This is a genomic window from Streptomyces sp. W16, assembly GCF_033194735.1.
In the GTDB taxonomy this organism is placed as follows: domain Bacteria; phylum Actinomycetota; class Actinomycetes; order Streptomycetales; family Streptomycetaceae; genus Streptomyces.
On sequence record NZ_JAWOAI010000168.1, the window covers coordinates 1 to 18,304 of the forward strand.

The following is an 18,304-nucleotide window of genomic DNA, read 5'->3' on the forward strand; positions in this document are numbered from 1 at the left end:
GCGCGCCCGCGAACCGGCCGGCATCCAGCCGGAGCAGCTCCGCCGCCGCGGCTGCGGAGCCGAAAGTGCCCACCGTTCCGGTGGTGTGCCAGTGCCGGTAGTGCGCCGGTCCCACGGCGAGCGCGATCCGCGCGCCGATCTCGTACCCGATGGTCACGGCGCGCAGGAAGTCCTCGCCGGAGGAGTCGAGTTGGTCGGCGACCGCGAAGGCGGCGGCGATGGTGGGCGCGCCGGGGTGGTAGAAGGCGTCCCGGTAGATGTCGTCGAGTTCGGCGGCATGCGCGGCGGTGCCATTGAGCAACGCGGCCGTGCGTACGTCGGTGGCCTGCCCCGAAGGGATCAGCCGGGAGCGTCCGGGGCCGGGATCGAGCGCCTCGGTCAGCGCGCGGGCGGCCCGGGTGCACGAGCCAGGGACGGTGGCCGAGACCCAGTCCACGGTCGCGCGCACAGCCGCGTGCCGTACGTCCTCCGCGAGCGGCGTCGCCCGCCGGGCGACCGCGAAGTCGGCCAGCTGTTCTACGACGGTCATGTCCTCTCCGTTCCGTTCTCTAGAACTGGGCCTCGTACTGGGCGGGTTCGATACGCGCCTCGATGAGCAGGGGACCGGTCAGGCCGCCCAGCCCGGCCGTGGCCTTCTCCAACTCGGCCGTCGATGTCACCCGCACCCCGTCGCACCCCATCGAGCCCGCGAGGGCGACCATGTCGACGTCGTCCAGCCGGGTCGCCGTGCCGGGATAGCCCAGTGCCCGCTGTTTGAGCTCGATGCGGTTGAGGCTGCCGTCGGCGAACACCACCACCGCGAGCCGGAGTTGACGTGCGGCAGCGAGCCGGAGTTCGGTGGCGGCCATCGCGAAGCCGCCGTCGCCGATCAGGGCGACGACGGGAACGTCGCCGAGGGTGAGCTGGGCGCCGATCGCACCGGGCAGCCCGAAGCCCATCGAGGACAGGCCGTTGCTCATGAGGACACTTCGGGGCCGGCGGGCCTGCCAGCCCTGGCCGACGAGGAGCTTGTGCGAGCCGACATCGCAGGTGACGACGGTTTCGGAGGGGGCGGCGGCGCGCACGACGTCGATGACGTCCGTGGGGTTGAGGCGACTGGCAACTCGGCCTGCGTAGTAGGCCGTTCGCAGCCGTTCGCGGTGGGCCGCGATGTCCGCCTCCGCCCAACGGGGTTCACCCCGCCACCCTTCCGCGAGCCAGTCCAGGCTCGTCGAGACATCCCCCACCACCTCGCAGTCGCTGGGGTAGACCTGGTCGACGTTGGGCGTGGTGTCGACATGCAGGACCGGAACCGCCACCGACCACGGCCTGATCAGCTCGACCGGGTCGAATCCGGCGGCGACGACGAGGTCGCTGCCCGCGAGGAAGTCCCAGAGCACCTGGTTGCACGCCATGTCGAGGACGCCGGCGAAGTACGGGTGGTCCTCGGGGAACACCCCTTTGGCCATCGGGGACACCACCACCGGGGCTCCGACACCCTCCGCCAGCCTGATCAGGGCCTCGGTCGCGCCGCACCGGGTCGCGCCGCCGCCGGCCAGCAGCACCGGGCGCCGGGCCGACCGCAGCAGCACTTCGGGATCCGGTCCGCCGGAGGCCAGTTGCACCCGGACACCTCCGGCGGCGCCGTCGAGCGGGGGCGACTTGACGACAATGTCCGGCGCGGGTGCGGCGAACGTCTCGGCGGAGCCCGTGAGATGGACGGCCCCCGGCCGTTCGGCGACGGCGAGGCGGAGCGCCTTGCGCAGCACCGCGTCGACGGACCCGGGGTGGATCCGTCCGGCCCACTTGGTGACCGGCGAGAACAGCAGCTTGTGGTCGACCACTTGGTGGGTGACCACGTCCTCGCGGCCCGCGTCGATCTGCCCGGAGATGGCCAGCAGCGGCACCCGGTCCCAGGTGGCCGCCGCCACCCCGTTGACGATCGAGGTCGAGCCGGGGCCCAGCGTCGACAGACAGACGCCGGGCCGCCCGGTCACCATCGCCTGCGCCTCGGCCATGAACACCGCGGTGCCTTCGCGGGTGCCGGCGACGACCTCGATGTCGTGGGCGCGCATCGCCTCCATCAGCTCGATGATCGGGTCGCCCGGGTAGGCGAAGACGACCCGGGCCCCCGAGGCACGCACGTGTGCGGCGACCACCGCGGCGGTGTTGCCCATGTCATCGCTCCAGGTTGTCGTGGTGGATGGAGAGCATCCGGAAGATCCCGTGGACGAACTTGCTGTACGGGGCGATCCCGAAGGCGACGACGACCGCCGCCACGTGCAGCAGGAGCAGCGGCCCGAAGGCGACGGTCTCCCTCAGGAGCAGGGTGAGCATCCCGGTGGCGGCGAGCACGAGCAGCGCCCACAGGAACCCGCTGCCGCCACTGCGCACCCACAGCCCGGTCCCACCGACGATCATGGCGACCCCGCCGACGCTGCCGCTGATCACGGGAACGGACAGCCAGGGGTACGGCGGTTGCGCGCCCAGCACGTTCTGCGCGACGGCGGCTGCCATGGTCGACAGGACGCAGAGCCCGAAGCCGTACACCAGCACCAGGTGGAAACCGCGTCGGCCGGGTCGCTCGCATCCCGCGTCCGCGCCGGTCATGTGCCGCAACTGCACGGCCTGTGTGAACGTCGTCGCCCAGACCCGGGGCCGGAACAGGCCGTTGAGCGGACCGTGGATGTCGTGCCAGTACCGCACCACCGCACAGCCGAACACGCCGGCCGCCCACAGACTCGGCACACCCACCGCGATCAGCAGCATCCCGTGGGGGAGGACGTCGTACGGGGCGCCGGACGTGTGGGCCGCCGTGAACCAACGGCCGGTCAACAGGCGGGCCAGCAGGGCGAGTACGACACCGACCGCGACGAAAGCGAGGCCCGTTCCGAGTACCCCCGGCGCGCGGTGCGGCCAGACGTAGCGGCGGTACGTGTCCTCCCGTACCGCGGCGAAGGCCTTCGGCGGGTCGATGGCGAACTCGTGCGGTGGGGCGTACATGCACGCGCTGAGACAGTCACCGCAGTCGTGGCAGAGGTTGGCGAGGTGGGTGAGGTCCCGCTGCTCCAGCGTCGTGCGCAGCTCCAGGGCCGGCCAGACGGGGCAGTAACCGGCGCAGTAGCGGCAGGAGTTGCAGATGGTGAGCTGGCGCGCGGCCTCGTCGAAGAGATCATCCAAGGGCATGGCGGACCGCCTCCCATCCGGCGATACGGCCCCAGACGGTGCCGATGGTCATGCCGAACCCGGCCAGATAGCCGGTGGAGAGGATGTTCCCCGACATGATCTCCCCGGCGGCGAACACGTTTTGGAAGACCCCGCCGTCCACGCGGCGTACCCGTGCTCCGTCGGTGACCGCGACGCCGAGGTAGGTGAAGGTGATCCCGGGACGCATCGGAACGGCGTGATACGGCGGGGTGTCCAGGCGTTGGGCCCAGTTGCTCTTCGGCGGGTCGAGCCCGGCAGTGGCCCTGCCGTCCGGTTCGGCCATGGTGAAGGGCCGGGACGAGGCCCCGCCGCGGTCCACCGCCGCGTTGAAGGCGCCGACGGTCTCGGTGACGGCCCGCTTGTTCAGCCCCAGCAACTCGGCGAGTTCTTCGACGGTCTGCGCGGTGTACGTGCCGTACATCGGTGGCAGGAAGGCGCCCTGGACCTTCGTGTCCCACAGGGCGTAGGCGATCTGGCCGGGCCGCAGGGCGATGTTGTGTCCCCAACTGGCGTACCGCTTGGGCCAGATGTCCTCGCCCTCGTCGTAGAAGCGGCGGCCGTCACGGTCGACCACGATGCCGAAGGGGATGGAGTCGATGCGGGTGGCGATCCCGCCGTCGTACCTGGGACTGCGGGCGTCCACCGCGACAGCGTGGAACCCGCGTTCCTCGCCCGCCTGTTGGGCGCCCGCGTCCAGTAACTCCCGTAGGACACCACCGTCGTTGTACGCAGGGCCGCGCACGTGGAAGCCCTGGGCCGCGTCGCCCCAGTAGCGGCCGAGCCATTCGAGATTCGCCTCGAAGCCGCCGCTCGCACAGATCACGGAGGCGGCCCGGACGAGGCGACCGTCCTCGGTGCGGACACCCGTGCAGGTCTCGCCGTCCCATTCCAGGCCGGTGACCCTGGTGTCGTACGCGATCGTCACCCCGGCCCGCTCGGCGGTCCGGTAGTAGGAGTTGAGCAGCGCCTTGCCGCCGCCGAGGAAGAACCTGTTGGTGCGGGCCAGGTTCAGGGTGCCGGAGAGGGCCGCCTGCCAGTGGGCGCCGTGCGCGGCCATCCAGGCTGGTGCGTACGTCGATTGACGGACCGTCAGGTCGGCGAGCCGCTCGTCGCTCGGGCCGTCGCCGACCGTGCACAGGTCGCACCAGAGCTCCGCTGACGGATAGGGGCCGGTGGTGAACCCGTCGCCGGTGTTGTGTGCGCAGCGGATGTTGCGGGTGTGCCGGCTGTTGCCGCCGCGGAAGTGCGCGGGCGCGCGTTCCAGCACCAGTACCCGGGCTCCGCCGTCGGCGGCGGTCAGCGCGCTCACGATCGCCGCGTTGCCGCCGCCGATGACCAGGACGTCCGTGTTCACTGGGCGCGCAGATTCTTCGGGACGAGCAGATCGTAGTCGGGGGTCTTGGTGATGAGGCCGGCAGACTTGTGGAAGGCCACCGCGGTGTCGAAGGAGGAGCGTTTGAAGGCGTTCGTCTTCGGGACCTCCGTCTTGAGCAGCGGCAGCAGTGCGTCGAGCGTCGCGTCGGGCATCCCGCTGCGGTACTCGGCGAGCAGCTTCTTGACCTCGGCGTCGGTGTCGTTGTGGATGTCGTCCTTCGCCCGCACGAGGGCCTTCTGGAAGGCGGCGATCTCCTTGGCCTTGTCCTTCAGGACGCCCTGGGTGGTGAAGAAGACCCCGTGGGCGACGTCGACCAGGTCGGGGATGTCCCCGCGGGACGGCGAGATGTAAAGGGTGCCGACCCCGGTCCCCTCCGCCTGCTGGGCCAGCGGCTGGGCGAAGGAGAGGGCGTCGACCTGGCCGCCCTTGAGCGCCCCGAGCGCGGCGGCGGGCTCACTGCCGAGGTTGACCAGCTCGGCGTCCTTCCGCGAGTCCATCCCGCCCTTCTTGAAGAGGTAGACGACCAGCGCCTCGGTACCGCTGCCCGGCCCGGTGATGCCGATCTTCTTGCCCTTCAGGGAAGCGATCCGCTCGTCCAGCGAGGCGTCGACCGCGGCGCCCTTGAACTTCGTGCCGGTGACGATGTCGATGTAGTACCGGTCGACCAGGTCCGCGACCAGGCGGATGTCGTTCTCGATCTCCGACAGCTTGAGGACGTCGGTCATCACCCCGCCGCCGACCTCGATGCTGCCGGACTTCAGGGCAGCCGCCACCTTGGCGCCGGTGCCGAGCACCGGAGGCTCCCCGAAGGTGACGCCCTCCTCCTTGAAGTAGCCCTTCTTGGTCGCGATGAACATCGGGAAGAACGCGATCGACTTGCTGACCTGCCCCACCGACAGCTTGCCGACCGCCGTCGAGGCACCGGACTTGGCGCATCCGGCGCCGGTCAGCGCGACCGCACCGGTCGCGAGCATGCTTTTGACGAGCTGGCGACGGTTCATTTCCGGACCTCCAGAGGCTTCCAGCGGTTGGCCCTGCGGTCGAGCAGTCCGACGACGAGGTTGAGGATCGCGGCGATGGTCCCGAGGACCACGAGCGTCGCGAAGACTCCCGCCGTGTCGAAGTTGGCGGCGGCGTCGCTGATCAGGTAGCCCAACCCCCGGTTGGACGCGACCAGTTCACCGATCACCGCGCCGATCAGCGAGTACGGGACGGCGACCTTGAGACCGGTGAGCAGGCCCGTCATCGAGCCGGGCAGGACGACCTTCCGTAGGACGTCACGGCGGCGTCCGCCCATCAGCCGGACCGCGTCGATCAGCCCGCGGTCGACCTCGCGCACGCCCACCGCGGTGTTGAGGAAGACCAGGAAGAACACGGTGGCCGCGGCGAGCAGCACCTTCATCTCCATGCCGATGCCGAACCAGACGATGAACAGCGGTGCGAGCGCCACCTTCGGCAGCGAGTACAGGGCCACGACGAACGGATCGATCACCCGGTAGAAGGTCGGCAGCGAGGCGAGGACGAACCCCGACACCGCCCCGGCCCCGGCCCCGAAGAAGAACCCGAGGAGCACCTCTTGGACGGTCACCCAGGTGTTGGACCACAGCAGGCCGTCCCGCTGCCAGTCGGCCAGCCGGTGCGCGACGTCCAGCGGCCGGCTGGTGAAGGTCTCGTCGAACAGGCGCCCGGCGGACAGTTCCCAGGCGACCAGCAGCACCACGACGAAGACCAGCCGGCCGAGCCAGATGACGACCGTGCCGCCGTGCTTCTCCCACCAGCTGCGGTTCAGCGGCACGGTGACCGACTGACCCATGTTCTTTTCGAGGCTCGGCGTTGTCTCGTCCGTCTCGTCCACCGTGCTCATCGCGTCTCCCGCAGCGCGTCGGCCATTTCCTTGTGCAGGGCGACGAAGTGGGGATCCACCCGCAGTTCGTCGGCGTCGCGCGGCCTCGGCAGGTCGATGGCCTTGTCCAGCACCACCCGGCCGATCCGCCCGAGCACCACGATCCGGTCGCCGAGCAGCAGCGCCTCCTCGATGTCATGGGTCACGAACACCACGGTCTGTCCGCTGCCCTGCCACAGCCGCAGCAGCTCGGCCTGCAGCTCGAAACGGAGTTGGGCGTCGAGTGCGCCGAACGGCTCGTCCAGGAGCAGGACTTCCGGGCCGCCGGCGAGCATCCGGGCCAGGCTCGCCCGGCGTCGCATACCGCCGGACAGCTCGCGCGGATAATGGCGACCGAAGCCGGTGAGACCGACCCGCTCGATGAGATCCGCCGCGCGCTCCCGCCGTTCCTTCGCCTCGACTCCCTTGATCTCCATGGGCATTTCGACGTTGCGGCGGACGTCGCGCCAGGGCATGAGGGTGTCGGACTGGGTGAGGTAGCCGACCTCGGTACGCGGCCCGGTCACCGGCTCGTCCCGGAACCTGACGACACCCGAAGTGGGCGCCATGAGCCCGGACATCATGTTCAGCATGGTCGACTTGCCGCAGCCGCTGCGGCCGAGCACGGTGACGAAGCGTCCTTCCTCGATCTCCAGGCTCAGGTCGCGGAGCGCCACGATCCCCAGGTCGTCCTTGACGAACTGCTTCGTCAGGTCGCGGACTTCGAGGACGCTCTTCACCGGACCGGCTCCGCCCCGGCGAGCCGGCGGGTGTTGTCCACGGCCATGATCCGTATCTCCTGCTCGGTGAAGCCCGCGGCGAGCAACCGGTCGGCAAGGAGCGGCAGGCCGTCCTCCACGGGAGGGTTGAAGGGCTGGCCGAGATCGCTGGAGAGCACGGAGTGCTCCGGGCCGACCGCCCTGATGTTCTCCAACCACAGGTCCCAGGAGACCTTGCCGGTGTACGGGGTGGTGAAGCACCGCTCCAACAGGGCGCCCCGGGCGGCGAGTTCACGCTGCCGCTCGACACCCACCCGCTGGGAGGTGAACTCCGGATGGGTGACGACGATCCGGCCTACGCCCTCCTCCACCGCGGCGTCCACGACGGCGGCGATCTCGTCGGCGGCGAGATGGCCGGTGGCCAGCGTCATGTCGTGCGCCGCGATCACCCTGAGCACCTGCCGGGTGATCTCCAGCGCCTTGCCGTCGGGCCCGACCACGTCGACCGGGTCCGCGGCCATGCCGGCGGCCCGCAACTCGTCCTGGAGCTGGACCCACATGGGTGGCGTGGCGCCTTCCGGATCGTTCGCCGTACAGGCTCGCTGGTTGGCGCTGTCGACGGTCGGCAGCCAGACGAACTGTGCGCCGCCGCGGCCGGCGATCTCCACGGCGATGGGGTTCATCCCGCCCACCGAGCCGTTCAGGGTGATCGCCCCGACGGCGCCGAAGCCGGGCACCGCGCTGCGCACCACCTCGGCCCGTTCCGCCGTCGGCACGTAGTGCGACTTGAGCACGAACCCGCTGAGGCCGACTTCGGCGAAACGGGACGCGAGAGTCAGATCGTCGACCCGGCGCTTCATCAGGTCGGGTGCGATGTGGACGTGGATGTCGTAGGCCCCCGCGACCAGCTCGCGGGCGAGGTTCGACGGTGTCGGATGCGTGGCTGGTCGGTCGGTCATACCCGTCCTCCCTGTTGCCAATTTGGTGACCCAGATTGTTAACAGTTGGTAAGAGGGCGTCAATGGGTTGCGCAATAGCGGTAGCTGTGAGGTTTTTTGACGGATCTTCAGGTAAGGGCGGTAGGCGCGCTCGCGTCGCGGAGGGCTTCGATCACACTGCCCAGGTGGCGCCGGGCGGTCTGCTCCGCGGCGACCGGATCGCGACTGCAGATGGCGTCGATGATCGCGAGATGCTCGGGCAGCGAGACGAGAGGGCGACCCGGACGCAGGGCGAGCCGGAACTGGTGCCGGACGGACTGGCCGCGCAACCGCTCGATCACGCTCTCGGCCGTGCTCTGCCCGCTCATCTCCACGATGCGCCGGTGCAGTCGGTTGTTCAGCCCCGAATACGCCATGACCGCCCCCGTGCCGACCGCCGCGATCATCTGCTCGCGGATCTGCCACAGTTCATCGATCTCCGCCTCGGCCACCCGCTGTGCGGCCTTGGCGGCGCACAGGCCCTCGACCGCCATCCGGACCTCGGTGATCTCGATCGCCTCGGCCAGCGAGACGGCGCGCACCCGGGCGCCCCGATGAGGGACGCGTTCCACCAGCCCTTCGTTGTCCAGCTGGAGGAGCGCGGAGCGCACGGCCCCGCGGCTGACCGAGAACCGCTCGGAGAGATCGGCCTCCACGAGTCGTTGGTCCGGTACGTAGTCCCCGCTCACGATCGCCGCACGGATGGCCTCGACGACCGAGTCGGACTCGAACGGGCCTTTTCGGGTAACGGGCACGTGGTCCTCTTCCGTTTGCGGGCAACTCAATTGGCAACGATATTGTTGTCAATTTTGCACTGTGCTGCGGCTGCGCCGAAGACGGCGGGCAGCACGGAAACCGAGGAGAGGGGGAGCGCCCATGCGTTCCACTCCGGTCCAGGGCCCCCGCATCGCCGTACTCGGCCTGGGAGAGGCGGGCGGCGCCATCGCGAACGATCTGGTGGCCGCGGGCGCACGCCTGCGCGGCTACGACCCGAAGGTCCCGGCGCCCCCGGGCGTGGTGGACACGGGCAGCGAGGCGGAGGCGGCCCGGGGCAGCGACCTCGTGCTGAGCGTCAACAGCGCCTCGGCCGCCGTGGACGCCCTCCGAGCGGGCCTCGCCGGAACGCCTCCCGGCTGTCTCTGGGCCGATCTCAACACCGCCTCTCCCGGAGTGAAGCGCCGGCTCGGCGTGATCGCCGAGGAGGCCGGGATCGACTTCGTCGACGTGTCCTTGATGGCGACCGTGCCCGGAAGGGGCCTGCGGACGCCGATGCTCGTCTCCGGCCCCGGAGCCCGACGGTACGCCGAGTTGCTCCGTCCGCTCGGCGCGCGGGCCGACGTTCTCGACGGACCGCCGGGGCTGGCCGCCGAACGCAAGCTGCTGCGCAGCGTGTTCTACAAGGGCCTGGCGGCGGCCGTCGTCGAGGCGCTCGAAGCGGCCAGGGCCGCGGGCTGCGAGGACTGGCTGCGCGAGAACATCTCCGAGGAGCTGACCCGCGCGAGCGCGGCGACCCTGGACCGCCTGGTCGAGGGCAGTCACCGGCACGCCGTACGCCGGACCGTGGAGATGCAGGCCGCCGCCGACATGCTCGACGACCTCGACGTGCCCCCGCTGATCGCCACGGCCAGCAGGGACGTGCTGCGTCGGCTGGCCCGGGCGGTGGAGTCACCCGGGCCGCCGCAGTGACGGTCCGCGCGGAGCGGGAGGGGCTCAGCTCTTGCCCGGGCGAGTCACCCACTTCCCGTCGACCCAGCCGCTGACCGTCTCGTATCCGGAGCGGAAGGATAGGAGTGGCCGGCGGCCTCGCGGTAGAAGCGCTTGACGATGTCCTGGGCGACGACGGCGAGTTGGTGCTCGGACTTGTAGCCGAAGTCGGCCTTCAGGGTCGGGTAGGTGCCGATCAGGCCGGGGCTCATGGTGGTGCGGTAGTGGCCTTGGTCGTCCGTGGCCACCGCGAAGGTGCCGCTGGTCAGGGGGACGCCGCCGACGGAGACCGAGCCGCCGTCGCCGCTGTGCCACACCACACCGAACCCACCGGAATCGACGACCGACGGCCGCGGCTCGATCGCGGCCAACTCGCCCTCGCTCAGCCGCAGATCCGCCTCCGTGCTCAGCGCGGCCACGGCCTCGCGGGTGCTGTCGGCGAAGGTGGCCACGTCGAAGTGGGTACCGAGGAAGACGTCCTGCTGGCTGGCGCCGTCCGCGTAGGTGCCGTAGCCGGAGTCGCCGGTGATGGTGACGGTCGAATTGACCGCGGTCAGTGCCGAGTTGCGCACGGAGTCGGTGGACAGGACGCCCCAAGCCTCGGAGGAGATACGGGAGTTGAGGTAGGTGGCCGTAGTGTTCTCACCCAGGACGTTGGTGGCGCGCACGTTGCCGGACAGGCCGAGCATCCACGGCACCGTCATCATGTTGGCCCCGAAGCCCGGTTCGTAGTCGGCGGGCAGCACGCCCTCGCGGGTGCGGATACGGGAGTTCTTGACGATCACGTTGGCGCCGTCGCGGGCGATGAGCCCGGTGCGCACCACGCCCCGGTTGTCGATGCTCGCGCCGTCCACGACCAGCCGGGTGCCGGTTCCCGCGCCGGCGACGGCGGCACCGTAACTCGCGAAGTCCAGGCGGCCGTTGCCGTCGAAGGCGATCCGGGTTCCTTGAGGGCGTACGAAGCGCCGTCGGCGACGAAGGAGCCGTTGAACGCCTCGCCGGTGGAGGTCAGGGCGACGTTCTTCGCGTACGCGTCGGTGAGCCGGCCGCCCCGCACGCTGGAGAGCACCGAGTTCTCGGTGACGACGCCGTCGGCGCCGACGTAGACCCCCTGACGCAGATGAAAGGTGGCGCCCGCGAAGGACTCCAGGTGCTCGACGGCCGGGGTGAGGATGACGGCGCCGCGGTAGACGCCCGCCGCGATCAGCGTCGTCCAGCCGTACGTGCCGTCGAGGACGGAGCCCGTCTCCACGCCGTCCACGGTCAGGGACAGGCTGTACCCCTGGGGGCGGTGAGGACGACACCCTCCTCCACGACGAGTTCGTCGAGCCGGGCGATCGCGGCGACCTCCCAGGTCTTGCCGGAGGCAACGGCCCTCCTGCGCCGGGCTGTTGCGGCCGGTGTCGCCGCGCGTGCGGTGGTCGGTGAGAGCAGCGCGGGTGCCGCGACGATGCTCCCGACGCCGATCAGCGCGCGCACCCGCGACCGCATCGTCACGCCGCGCTCAACGCGGGCCTGCTCCCAGGTGTGAGTGGTGACCTTGGACATGCACAACTCCCTTGCCGCCCATGGCTGTTCATGGGCGATCGGTCGAGGCGGTGTGGGAGGGAGTGAATCAGCGACCCAGATGCCGCAGAAGTGCTTGGCTCCTGTGAATCCGCCGACGGGGCACGGCCATTCGGGATACGAGCCATTACGGGACCGGACCGACGCACGGCGGGCCGTTCGCTATGACCGCGACGTCTGCATGACCGCGACGTCCGCCGCGGTCGCAACGAAAAGGCGCCTGACGCTGAAAGCCAACGTCAGGCGCCCTCTGTCGTTGCTCTAGAAGAAGCCCAGCTTCTTCGGCGAGTACGACACGAGTAGGTTCTTGGTCTGCTGGTAGTGGTCCAGCATCATCTTGTGGTTCTCACGGCCGATGCCGGACTGCTTGTAACCGCCGAACGCCGCGTGCGCGGGGTACGCGTGGTAGCAGTTGGTCCACACCCGGCCCGCCTGGATCGCGCGGCCCGCGCGGTACGCCGTGTTGATGTCCCGGGTCCACACACCGGCCCCGAGACCGTACAGCGTATCGTTGGCGGCCTTGATCGCGTCGTCGAAGTCGTCGAACGAGGTCACCGAGACCACCGGCCCGAAGATCTCCTCCTGGAAGATCCGCATCCGGTTGTCGCCCTCGAAGATCGTCGGCTGGACGTAGTAGCCGCCCTTCAACTCGCCGTCGTAGTCGATGCGTTCGCCGCCCGTGAGGACCTTCGCGCCCTCCTGCCGGCCGATGTCGAGGTAGGAGAGGATCTTCTCCAACTGGTCGTTGGAGGCCTGGGCGCCGATCATCGTGTCGGTGTCGAGGGGGTGCCCCGGCTTGATCAACTCCGTGCGGGCGATGGCCGCTTGGAGGAAGTCGGAGTAGTGACCGCGCTGGATCAGCGCCCGGGACGGGCAGGTGCACACCTCGCCCTGGTTGAGCGCGAACATCGTGAAGCCTTCGAGCGCCTTGTCGAGGAAGTCGTCGTTCGCCGACGACACGTCGTCGAAGAAGATGTTCGGCGACTTGCCGCCCAGCTCCAGCGTGACCGGCTTGATGTTCTCCGAGGCGTACTGCATGATCAGGCGCCCTGTCGTGGTCTCGCCGGTGAAGGCGACCTTCGCCACGCGCGGGCTGGACGCGAGCGGCTTGCCCGCCTCGACGCCGAAGCCGTTGACGATGTTCACCACGCCAGGCGGCAGCAGGTCCGCGATCAGGCTCATCCAGTAGTGGATGGACGCCGGGGTCTGTTCGGCGGGCTTGATGACGACCGCGTTGCCCGCCGCGAGAGCCGGGGCCAGCTTCCAAGTCGCCATCAGGATAGGGAAGTTCCACGGGATGATCTGCGCCACGACCCCGAGCGGCTCGTGGAAGTGGTACGCCACCGTGTCGTCGTCGACCTCGCCCAGCGAACCCTCCTGCGCCCGGATCGCCCCCGCGAAGTAGCGGAAGTGGTCGATGGCGAGCGGGATGTCGGCGGCGAGGGTCTCGCGGACCGGCTTGCCGTTCTCCCAGCTCTCCGCGACCGCGAGGGGCTCCAGGTGCGCCTCCATCCGGTCGGCGATCTTGAGCAGGATGTCGGACCGCTCGGTCACCGAGGTGCGCCCCCAGCCCGGCGCGGCGGCGTGCGCCGCGTCCAGCGCCCGCTCCACGTCCTCCGCGGTGCCGCGCGCGATCTCCGTGAACGGCAGCCCGTTCACCGGGGACGGGTTCTCGAAGTACTGCCCGCGAGCCGGCGGCACGTACTCGCCGCCGATGAAGTGGTCGTAGCGCGCCTGGTAGGAGACGATCGCGCCCTCGGTGCCGGGTGCCGTGTAACGGGTCATGCTGGTGTGCCTCCCGGAGCAGCGCTGCCCGCCGTTGGGCAGCTCTCGGCGCGAGGCTAGGGAGCGGGACGTTGCATGTACGTTGCGGTGCGTGCGCACGAGCGATCGGGGCCGGTCCGAGCACCCCGCCGGAGTGCGTGAGTCGCCTGAACCGGCCGTTCGAAGTGCCTTGCGCCTCCCGTGAGTTACATCAGCGGCCCGTCGCGCGCGACCATGCGGCCGGTGCCGCGAACTCCGACTCCAGGGCCGCGAGCCGGGAGCGCACCGGTGCCGTCGGACGTATCGCCGCGAGCGCCCGCCATACGTCGAGGTCGTCCTCGCCCCACGGCGCGTGCGCCCAGTCGGCCAGCAGATCGGGGTCACGGCGGGCGATCAACGCCGTACGGAGGCCGTCCGCCAGGCGGGCCCTGAGGCGTACCACCGCCGGAGCCTGCGAACCCGGCAGCAACGGACCCGTGTACGCCGCCGCGGCTCCCGTGACCGCACCTCCTTCCAGCCGCCGTTCGACGATCGCCACATCGGACTCGACCGGCAGCACGAGCCGGTAAGGACGCGAGGCGAGCAGACCGGGACCCAACAGCCTGCGCAGCCGGGCCAGTTCGGCCCGCAACGTCACCGGCGGCACCGACTCGTCCTCGTACAGCGCGCACAGCAGCTCGTCGCCGGTCAGCCCCTCGGGATGCCGGGCCAGCAGCACCAGGATCTCGCTGTGCCGACGGCTCAGCCTCATTTTCCGTCCGCCGACGCACAGTTGGGCCTCGTCCCGGCCGAGTGCGGTCAGCTCGGGTCCGTCGACGGGCGTCTGCTCCGGGGCGAGCAGCGCCAACTGGGACTCGGCGGCGCGCGCCACCGCCTGCACGAAACCCAGACTGTGCGGATGCGCCAGGCCGTTCCCGCCGGTGATGTCCACGGCACCGAGCACCCGCCCGGTGCGCGGATCGTGCACCGGAGCCGCCGCACACGTCCACGGCTGCACCCGCCGGATGAAGTGCTCGGCCGCGAACACCTGCACCGGCCGGTCCACGGCGACGGCCGTACCCGGCGCGTTCGTCCCCACCGCGCTCTCCGCCCAGCGGGCACCCGGCACGAAGTTCATCCGGCCGGCCTTCCGCCGGGTCGCCGGATGCCCCTCGACCCACAACAGCCTGCCCGGCGCGTCGCACACCGCGAGGAGATGCTCGCCGTCCGCGGCGAACGTGCCCATCAACTCACGGATCAGCGGCATCACCCGCGCCAGCGGATGCTGCGCGCGATGGACGCCCAGGTCACCGTCCGTGAGCTCGACGTTCGCCGTGCCCTCGGGACCGACACCTGCACGTGCCGAACGCCGCCAGGAATCCGCCACCACCGAGCGCACCGGCGACGGCACCGTGCCCCCCACGGCGAACGTCTCGTGCGCCCGGCGCAGCACCCGCACCCGCTCGGCAGGGTCGGCCCCCGGCTCCAGGGCCACCCATGGATCGGTCAACTCGGCCTCCCAGGAAGGCGATACAGCGTCGCGAGTACCGCGATACAACGGTGACACGCCCGCGATACGGCGGGGAAACGCCTGCGGACATCGTCACTCCGGGGAAGGGTACGGACAACCGTTTCGACCGGGGACGATCCGAACGAGCCACACCCCGATCGGATCAGGCGGAACCGACGAGCCTTATGTAGCGCGCCCAGTCCCAGTTCGGCCCCGGATCTGTGTGGTCGGTGCCCGGCACCTCGTAGTGCCCGATGATGTGGTCCCGGTCCTTGGGGAGCTCGTACTTTGCGCAGATCGCCGCCGTGAGCCTGGCCGACTGCTCGTACAGCGCGTCGGTGAAGTACGCGGGCTGATCCACCCAGCCCTCGTGCTCGATACCGATGCTGCGGGTGTTGTAGTCCCAGTTCCCCGCGTGCCAGGCGATGTTGGCCTCCCGGACGCACTGCGCGGCATGCCCGTCGGCCGACCGCACGAGGTAGTGCGCGGACACCTTCTTCTTCGGATTCTGGAAGATGGACAGCGTCGAGGAGTACGTCTCCTGGGTGACGTGGATGACCACGTAGTCGACGGAATAGGCCGTGGGGCGGTTGGACGCCGTGTAGTTGGAGGAGGTCGCCGGCTGCCACTCGGCCGACGGATAGTCGACGGCCTGCGGCTGTGCGTCGGCCTGTGGGGCGGGAAGTAACGCGTAGGGGACGGCGGCGAGGGCGGCGCCCTTCAGGAGCCATCGCCTGCTCGGGAGCGGTGTTGCCCGTTCCATGGTCGGGTTGCCTTTCGGTTCAGTGCCGGAGGGCCGAAGCGGTCTCACGCAACCGCGCGTGCAGCCCTCGGTGAGTCTCGCGCGCGGGCAACCACTCTTTGCGGATCTTGGCCACGCAGGTGTAGTTGGTGTCGCACACGTTGGCCAACGGCGATTCGACCGCCTGGGTCGCGAATTGATAGGCGTCCAGTTCACTGAACCCGTAGTCGCGCACCAGCCAGCGCACCAGGTCGAGCTGGGAGATCCGGAACGCGTCCTCCAACGGCCGCGCCGAACCCGTCGAGATGATGTGCGTGTCCGACTCGATGCGCGGCCAGGGAGTCGCGACGCCCTTGAGCAGTTCCACGATCACCACGGTGTTCATCGCGCACTCGACCGCGACACCACAGGTCTCGCCCTCGCCCTGCCGGGCGTGTCCGTCACCGAGGCTGAGGAGCGCGCCCTCGACGTTGACCCCGAGGTAGCAGGTGACTCCGGCCCGCATCTCAGGTGTGTCCATGTTCCCGCCGTGCGCGTCGGGCACAAGGGCCGACCGCACCTCCAGGTTGGCGGGGGCCACGCCCACCGTGCCGTGCATCGGGTCGAGAGGCAGCTCGATCTCGATGTCGTTGTCCCGCGCGCGGAACAACGCCGTACGGCGGGTGCGGTCCAACTGCCAGATCCAGACGGTCTCCGGAAGCGGCGGCTGCAGTGTCGCCGTGGTGTGTGTCGAGGTGAGCGCGCCGAAAAGGGGGACCGTGGTCGAGGCGGCCCAGTCGCGGGCCGGTTCGATCGACACGAAGTGCACGGCGACCGTGTCGCCCGGCTCCGCGCCCTCCACATGGAAGGGGCCGGTCTGCGGGTTGAGGAACGGGAACTCGCACACCTCGGACACCAGGTCCTTCTCGGACCGCACCCGCCCGGCGAAGCAGTCCTCCGTGTACAGGTCGAGGACCGTGCCGGGCGAGATACGCGCCACGGGCGGCGCACCGCCGAACGTCCAGGCGTACTCGCCCGGTTCGGGCCGCACCGTCAGGATCCGAGGGTCGTTCATGGCTGTACTGCTCCGTTCTGAGAAGGACCGCCGGCGGCGGGTTCGTCGAGATGGACACGGGCGGTCTCGGCTATTCGCTCGGGGTGGCGCCGTAGCAGAACCAGCAGCACTACGACCCCTGCCGCCATCCAGACGCCGACGACCGGTCCGGCGTACGAGACGGGAGCGGTCAGCTCGGTGACGAAGTCGAAGACCGGGAGGCCGGCCGCGGTGAGCAGCGCCGGCACGAACGCCACGATCCCGAGGAGGGGCACCAGCAGGTGCCGTACCGGCTTGAGCAACTCGCGTCTGCGGCGCAGGAAGTAGCCCGCACAGGCCAGGTTCACGACGATGTAGACGCCGATGACGACCGTGACGATCACCGTGGCCAGCAGGAGGAACGCGGTCACCGGGTCGTAGCCGAAGCCGAGGCCCAGTACGGCGCCCACCGCGACGACGGTCTGAACGGCGATTCCGGCGACGGGGGAGCGGTGGCGGGGGTGCAGTGTGGCCAGGACGCGGGGGAGTACGCGGATGCGGGCCAGGGCGAAGGCGGTGCGTGTCGAGACGGTGGCGCACGCGTTGGCGTTGGCGATCGTCGAGTTGACCACGGCCAGGAACACCAGCACCCAGAACAGCCCGAACGACGCGCGTGCCACCCCCTCCCAGGACGCCGCGCCGGAGGCACCGAACCCGGCGAAGCGGTCCGGGCCGAAGTACACCGTCATGGCGTAGGTCGTCAGCACGTAGAAGAGGCCGATACCGAGGGCCGCGCCGAGCACCGCGCGGTGCATCGTCCGGCGCGGGTCCCGGGTCTCCTCGGCGAGCGGTGCCGCGGCCTCGAAGCCGGCGAACGCGAGCACCGTGTAGACCGAGCCGGCGAAGACTCCGCCGAGCCCCGAGTAGTCCTTCCCGGTGTGCGAAGTGCCGAACACCGAAAGGGTGTTGGCGCTGCCGGCCTTGCCGATCAACCAGATGGCGAACACCAGGAAGACGAGGATCTCGAAGACCCCGAGGACCGTGCCGAAACGGGCGGAGGCGCGCACTCCGAACCAGCCCGCCGCCGCGATGATCGCGGCACCGGCGAGCGCCCACGGCCACCACAGGCTCTCCGGATACGAGGACCACTCCTGATGCAGGGTGCCCGCCGTGGTGAAGCCGAGTTGGAGGAGCAGCAGCGGTGGGACCAGCGCCTCCACGAAGACATAGCCCCAGCCGACCAGGAAGCCGACGGCCGGATGCAGTCCCTGCGCCGCGTACGTGGCCACCGAACCGGCGGCGGGCAGTTCCCGGGCCAGCTCCGCCACGCAGGACGCGGTGAACAGGCAGGCCACCAGGGCGATCAGTACCGACAGCGGCAGACTGCCGCCGGCGAAGGCCGCGCCGGACGGGATCGACGCGGCGACCGCGGCGGCCGGCGCCATCGCCGTGACGCTCTGGAAAAGGACCTCACGCAGCCCCACGGCATCCCGCCGCAACCCGTGAACTGTCTCCCCCGACACGTGAATCCCCCCTCGTCCACCCGCACCCGCACACCGTCGTCACGACACGACGGCTGCGCCTCGCGTGAATCACGGTACGGCGCTTGCGGGTTGGGCAGTAGGGCGTCGCGTGCTTCCGTGGACGACGACGGAACTGTGGAAAACCGGGCCACCCGGACGAGCGAAGGCCGGGTGAAGTCCGCTGTGTTTCAGGCCTGTTCGGCCACGATGTCCACAGCCCGTCCGGCCACCGCCGCCGGGTCGTCGAGCACGGCTCGCACCACCGAGTGCGCGGCCCCCAGCAACGGACCCTCCGGCCCCAGCCGCGACACCGACACCGGACAGGCCGACCCCGCCGTGCGCCGCGCCAACTCGGCCTCCAGGGA

General features: G+C 70.1%; 18 protein-coding genes and 1 pseudogene. 1 reads left to right on the plus strand and 18 read right to left on the minus strand.

Features of this window, described 5'->3' with window-relative positions:
• The 9 genes from R6V09_RS22800 to R6V09_RS22840 all read right to left on the minus strand — a co-directional run.
• The coding region (locus R6V09_RS22800) for an MmgE/PrpD family protein (protein WP_317883292.1) at positions 1-529 on the minus strand (529 nt) is incomplete at its 3' end.
• Positions 530-548: 19 nt separating this feature from the next.
• Positions 549-2,156, minus strand: a complete 1,608-nt coding sequence (locus R6V09_RS22805) for a thiamine pyrophosphate-binding protein (protein WP_317883293.1) — start codon at positions 2,154-2,156, stop codon at positions 549-551.
• A 1-nt stretch (position 2,157) separates the two neighbouring features.
• On the minus strand, positions 2,158-3,165 hold the full coding sequence (gene tcuB / locus R6V09_RS22810) for a tricarballylate utilization 4Fe-4S protein TcuB (RefSeq protein WP_317883294.1): 1,008 nt from the start codon (positions 3,163-3,165) through the stop codon (positions 2,158-2,160).
• Positions 3,152-4,540, minus strand: coding sequence for an FAD-dependent tricarballylate dehydrogenase TcuA (gene tcuA, locus R6V09_RS22815; protein WP_317883295.1), 1,389 nt, complete (start codon positions 4,538-4,540; stop codon positions 3,152-3,154). The genes tcuB and tcuA overlap by 14 nt, the downstream gene beginning before the upstream one ends.
• Positions 4,537-5,562, minus strand: a complete 1,026-nt coding sequence (locus R6V09_RS22820) for an ABC transporter substrate-binding protein (protein WP_317883296.1) — start codon at positions 5,560-5,562, stop codon at positions 4,537-4,539. Before R6V09_RS22820 ends, tcuA begins: the two co-directional genes overlap by 4 nt.
• Complete coding sequence (locus tag R6V09_RS22825) at positions 5,559-6,425, minus strand: ABC transporter permease (RefSeq protein WP_317883297.1); 867 nt, start codon at positions 6,423-6,425, stop codon at positions 5,559-5,561. The genes R6V09_RS22820 and R6V09_RS22825 overlap by 4 nt, the downstream gene beginning before the upstream one ends.
• The gene (locus R6V09_RS22830) at positions 6,422-7,183 is read right to left on the minus strand and encodes an ABC transporter ATP-binding protein (protein ID WP_317883298.1); all 762 of its coding nucleotides are present in this window, start codon (positions 7,181-7,183) and stop codon (positions 6,422-6,424) included. The genes R6V09_RS22825 and R6V09_RS22830 overlap by 4 nt, the downstream gene beginning before the upstream one ends.
• A complete protein-coding gene (locus tag R6V09_RS22835) occupies positions 7,180-8,121 on the minus strand; it encodes a DUF6282 family protein (protein ID WP_317883299.1) in 942 nt (313 codons plus the stop codon). Before R6V09_RS22835 ends, R6V09_RS22830 begins: the two co-directional genes overlap by 4 nt.
• Before the next feature lie 107 nt (positions 8,122-8,228).
• The gene (locus R6V09_RS22840) at positions 8,229-8,894 is read right to left on the minus strand and encodes a GntR family transcriptional regulator (RefSeq protein WP_317883300.1); all 666 of its coding nucleotides are present in this window, start codon (positions 8,892-8,894) and stop codon (positions 8,229-8,231) included.
• Positions 8,895-9,015: 121 nt separating this feature from the next.
• Here R6V09_RS22840 and R6V09_RS22845 point away from each other — a divergent pair, with 121 nt between their 5' ends.
• Positions 9,016-9,825, plus strand: coding sequence for an NAD(P)-dependent oxidoreductase (locus tag R6V09_RS22845; protein ID WP_317883301.1), 810 nt, complete (start codon positions 9,016-9,018; stop codon positions 9,823-9,825).
• Between the two features lie 44 nt (positions 9,826-9,869).
• Here R6V09_RS22845 and R6V09_RS22850 read toward each other — a convergent pair whose 3' ends face one another.
• The 9 genes and pseudogenes from R6V09_RS22850 to R6V09_RS22890 form a co-directional block, all read right to left on the minus strand.
• Entirely contained in the window at positions 9,870-10,697 is an 828-nt protein-coding gene (locus R6V09_RS22850) for a hypothetical protein (RefSeq protein WP_317883302.1), read from the minus strand.
• A complete protein-coding gene (locus R6V09_RS22855) occupies positions 10,625-11,095 on the minus strand; it encodes a hypothetical protein (protein ID WP_317883303.1) in 471 nt (156 codons plus the stop codon). The genes R6V09_RS22850 and R6V09_RS22855 overlap by 73 nt, the downstream gene beginning before the upstream one ends.
• Before the next feature lie 11 nt (positions 11,096-11,106).
• Positions 11,107-11,391: a hypothetical protein gene (locus R6V09_RS22860; protein WP_317883304.1), complete on the minus strand. Its 285-nt coding sequence runs from the start codon at positions 11,389-11,391 to the stop codon at positions 11,107-11,109.
• Between the two features lie 279 nt (positions 11,392-11,670).
• Positions 11,671-13,194, minus strand: coding sequence for an acetaldehyde dehydrogenase ExaC (gene exaC / locus R6V09_RS22865; protein ID WP_317883305.1), 1,524 nt, complete (start codon positions 13,192-13,194; stop codon positions 11,671-11,673).
• Positions 13,195-13,384: 190 nt separating this feature from the next.
• On the minus strand, positions 13,385-14,662 hold the full coding sequence (locus R6V09_RS22870) for a GAF domain-containing protein (protein WP_317883306.1): 1,278 nt from the start codon (positions 14,660-14,662) through the stop codon (positions 13,385-13,387).
• A gap of 163 nt (positions 14,663-14,825) precedes the next feature.
• Entirely contained in the window at positions 14,826-15,425 is a 600-nt protein-coding gene (locus tag R6V09_RS22875; protein ID WP_317883307.1) for an N-acetylmuramoyl-L-alanine amidase, read from the minus strand.
• Positions 15,426-15,444: 19 nt separating this feature from the next.
• On the minus strand, positions 15,445-16,458 hold the full coding sequence (locus R6V09_RS22880) for an acetamidase/formamidase family protein (protein WP_317883308.1): 1,014 nt from the start codon (positions 16,456-16,458) through the stop codon (positions 15,445-15,447).
• Positions 16,455-17,939 carry an APC family permease gene (locus R6V09_RS22885; protein ID WP_317883309.1) on the minus strand — a complete coding sequence of 495 codons (1,485 nt, stop codon included), beginning with the start codon at positions 17,937-17,939 and terminating at the stop codon, positions 16,455-16,457. The genes R6V09_RS22880 and R6V09_RS22885 overlap by 4 nt, the downstream gene beginning before the upstream one ends.
• 188 nt (positions 17,940-18,127) lie before the next feature.
• A pseudogene (locus tag R6V09_RS22890) lies at positions 18,128-18,304 on the minus strand (ROK family protein); the annotation flags it as partial.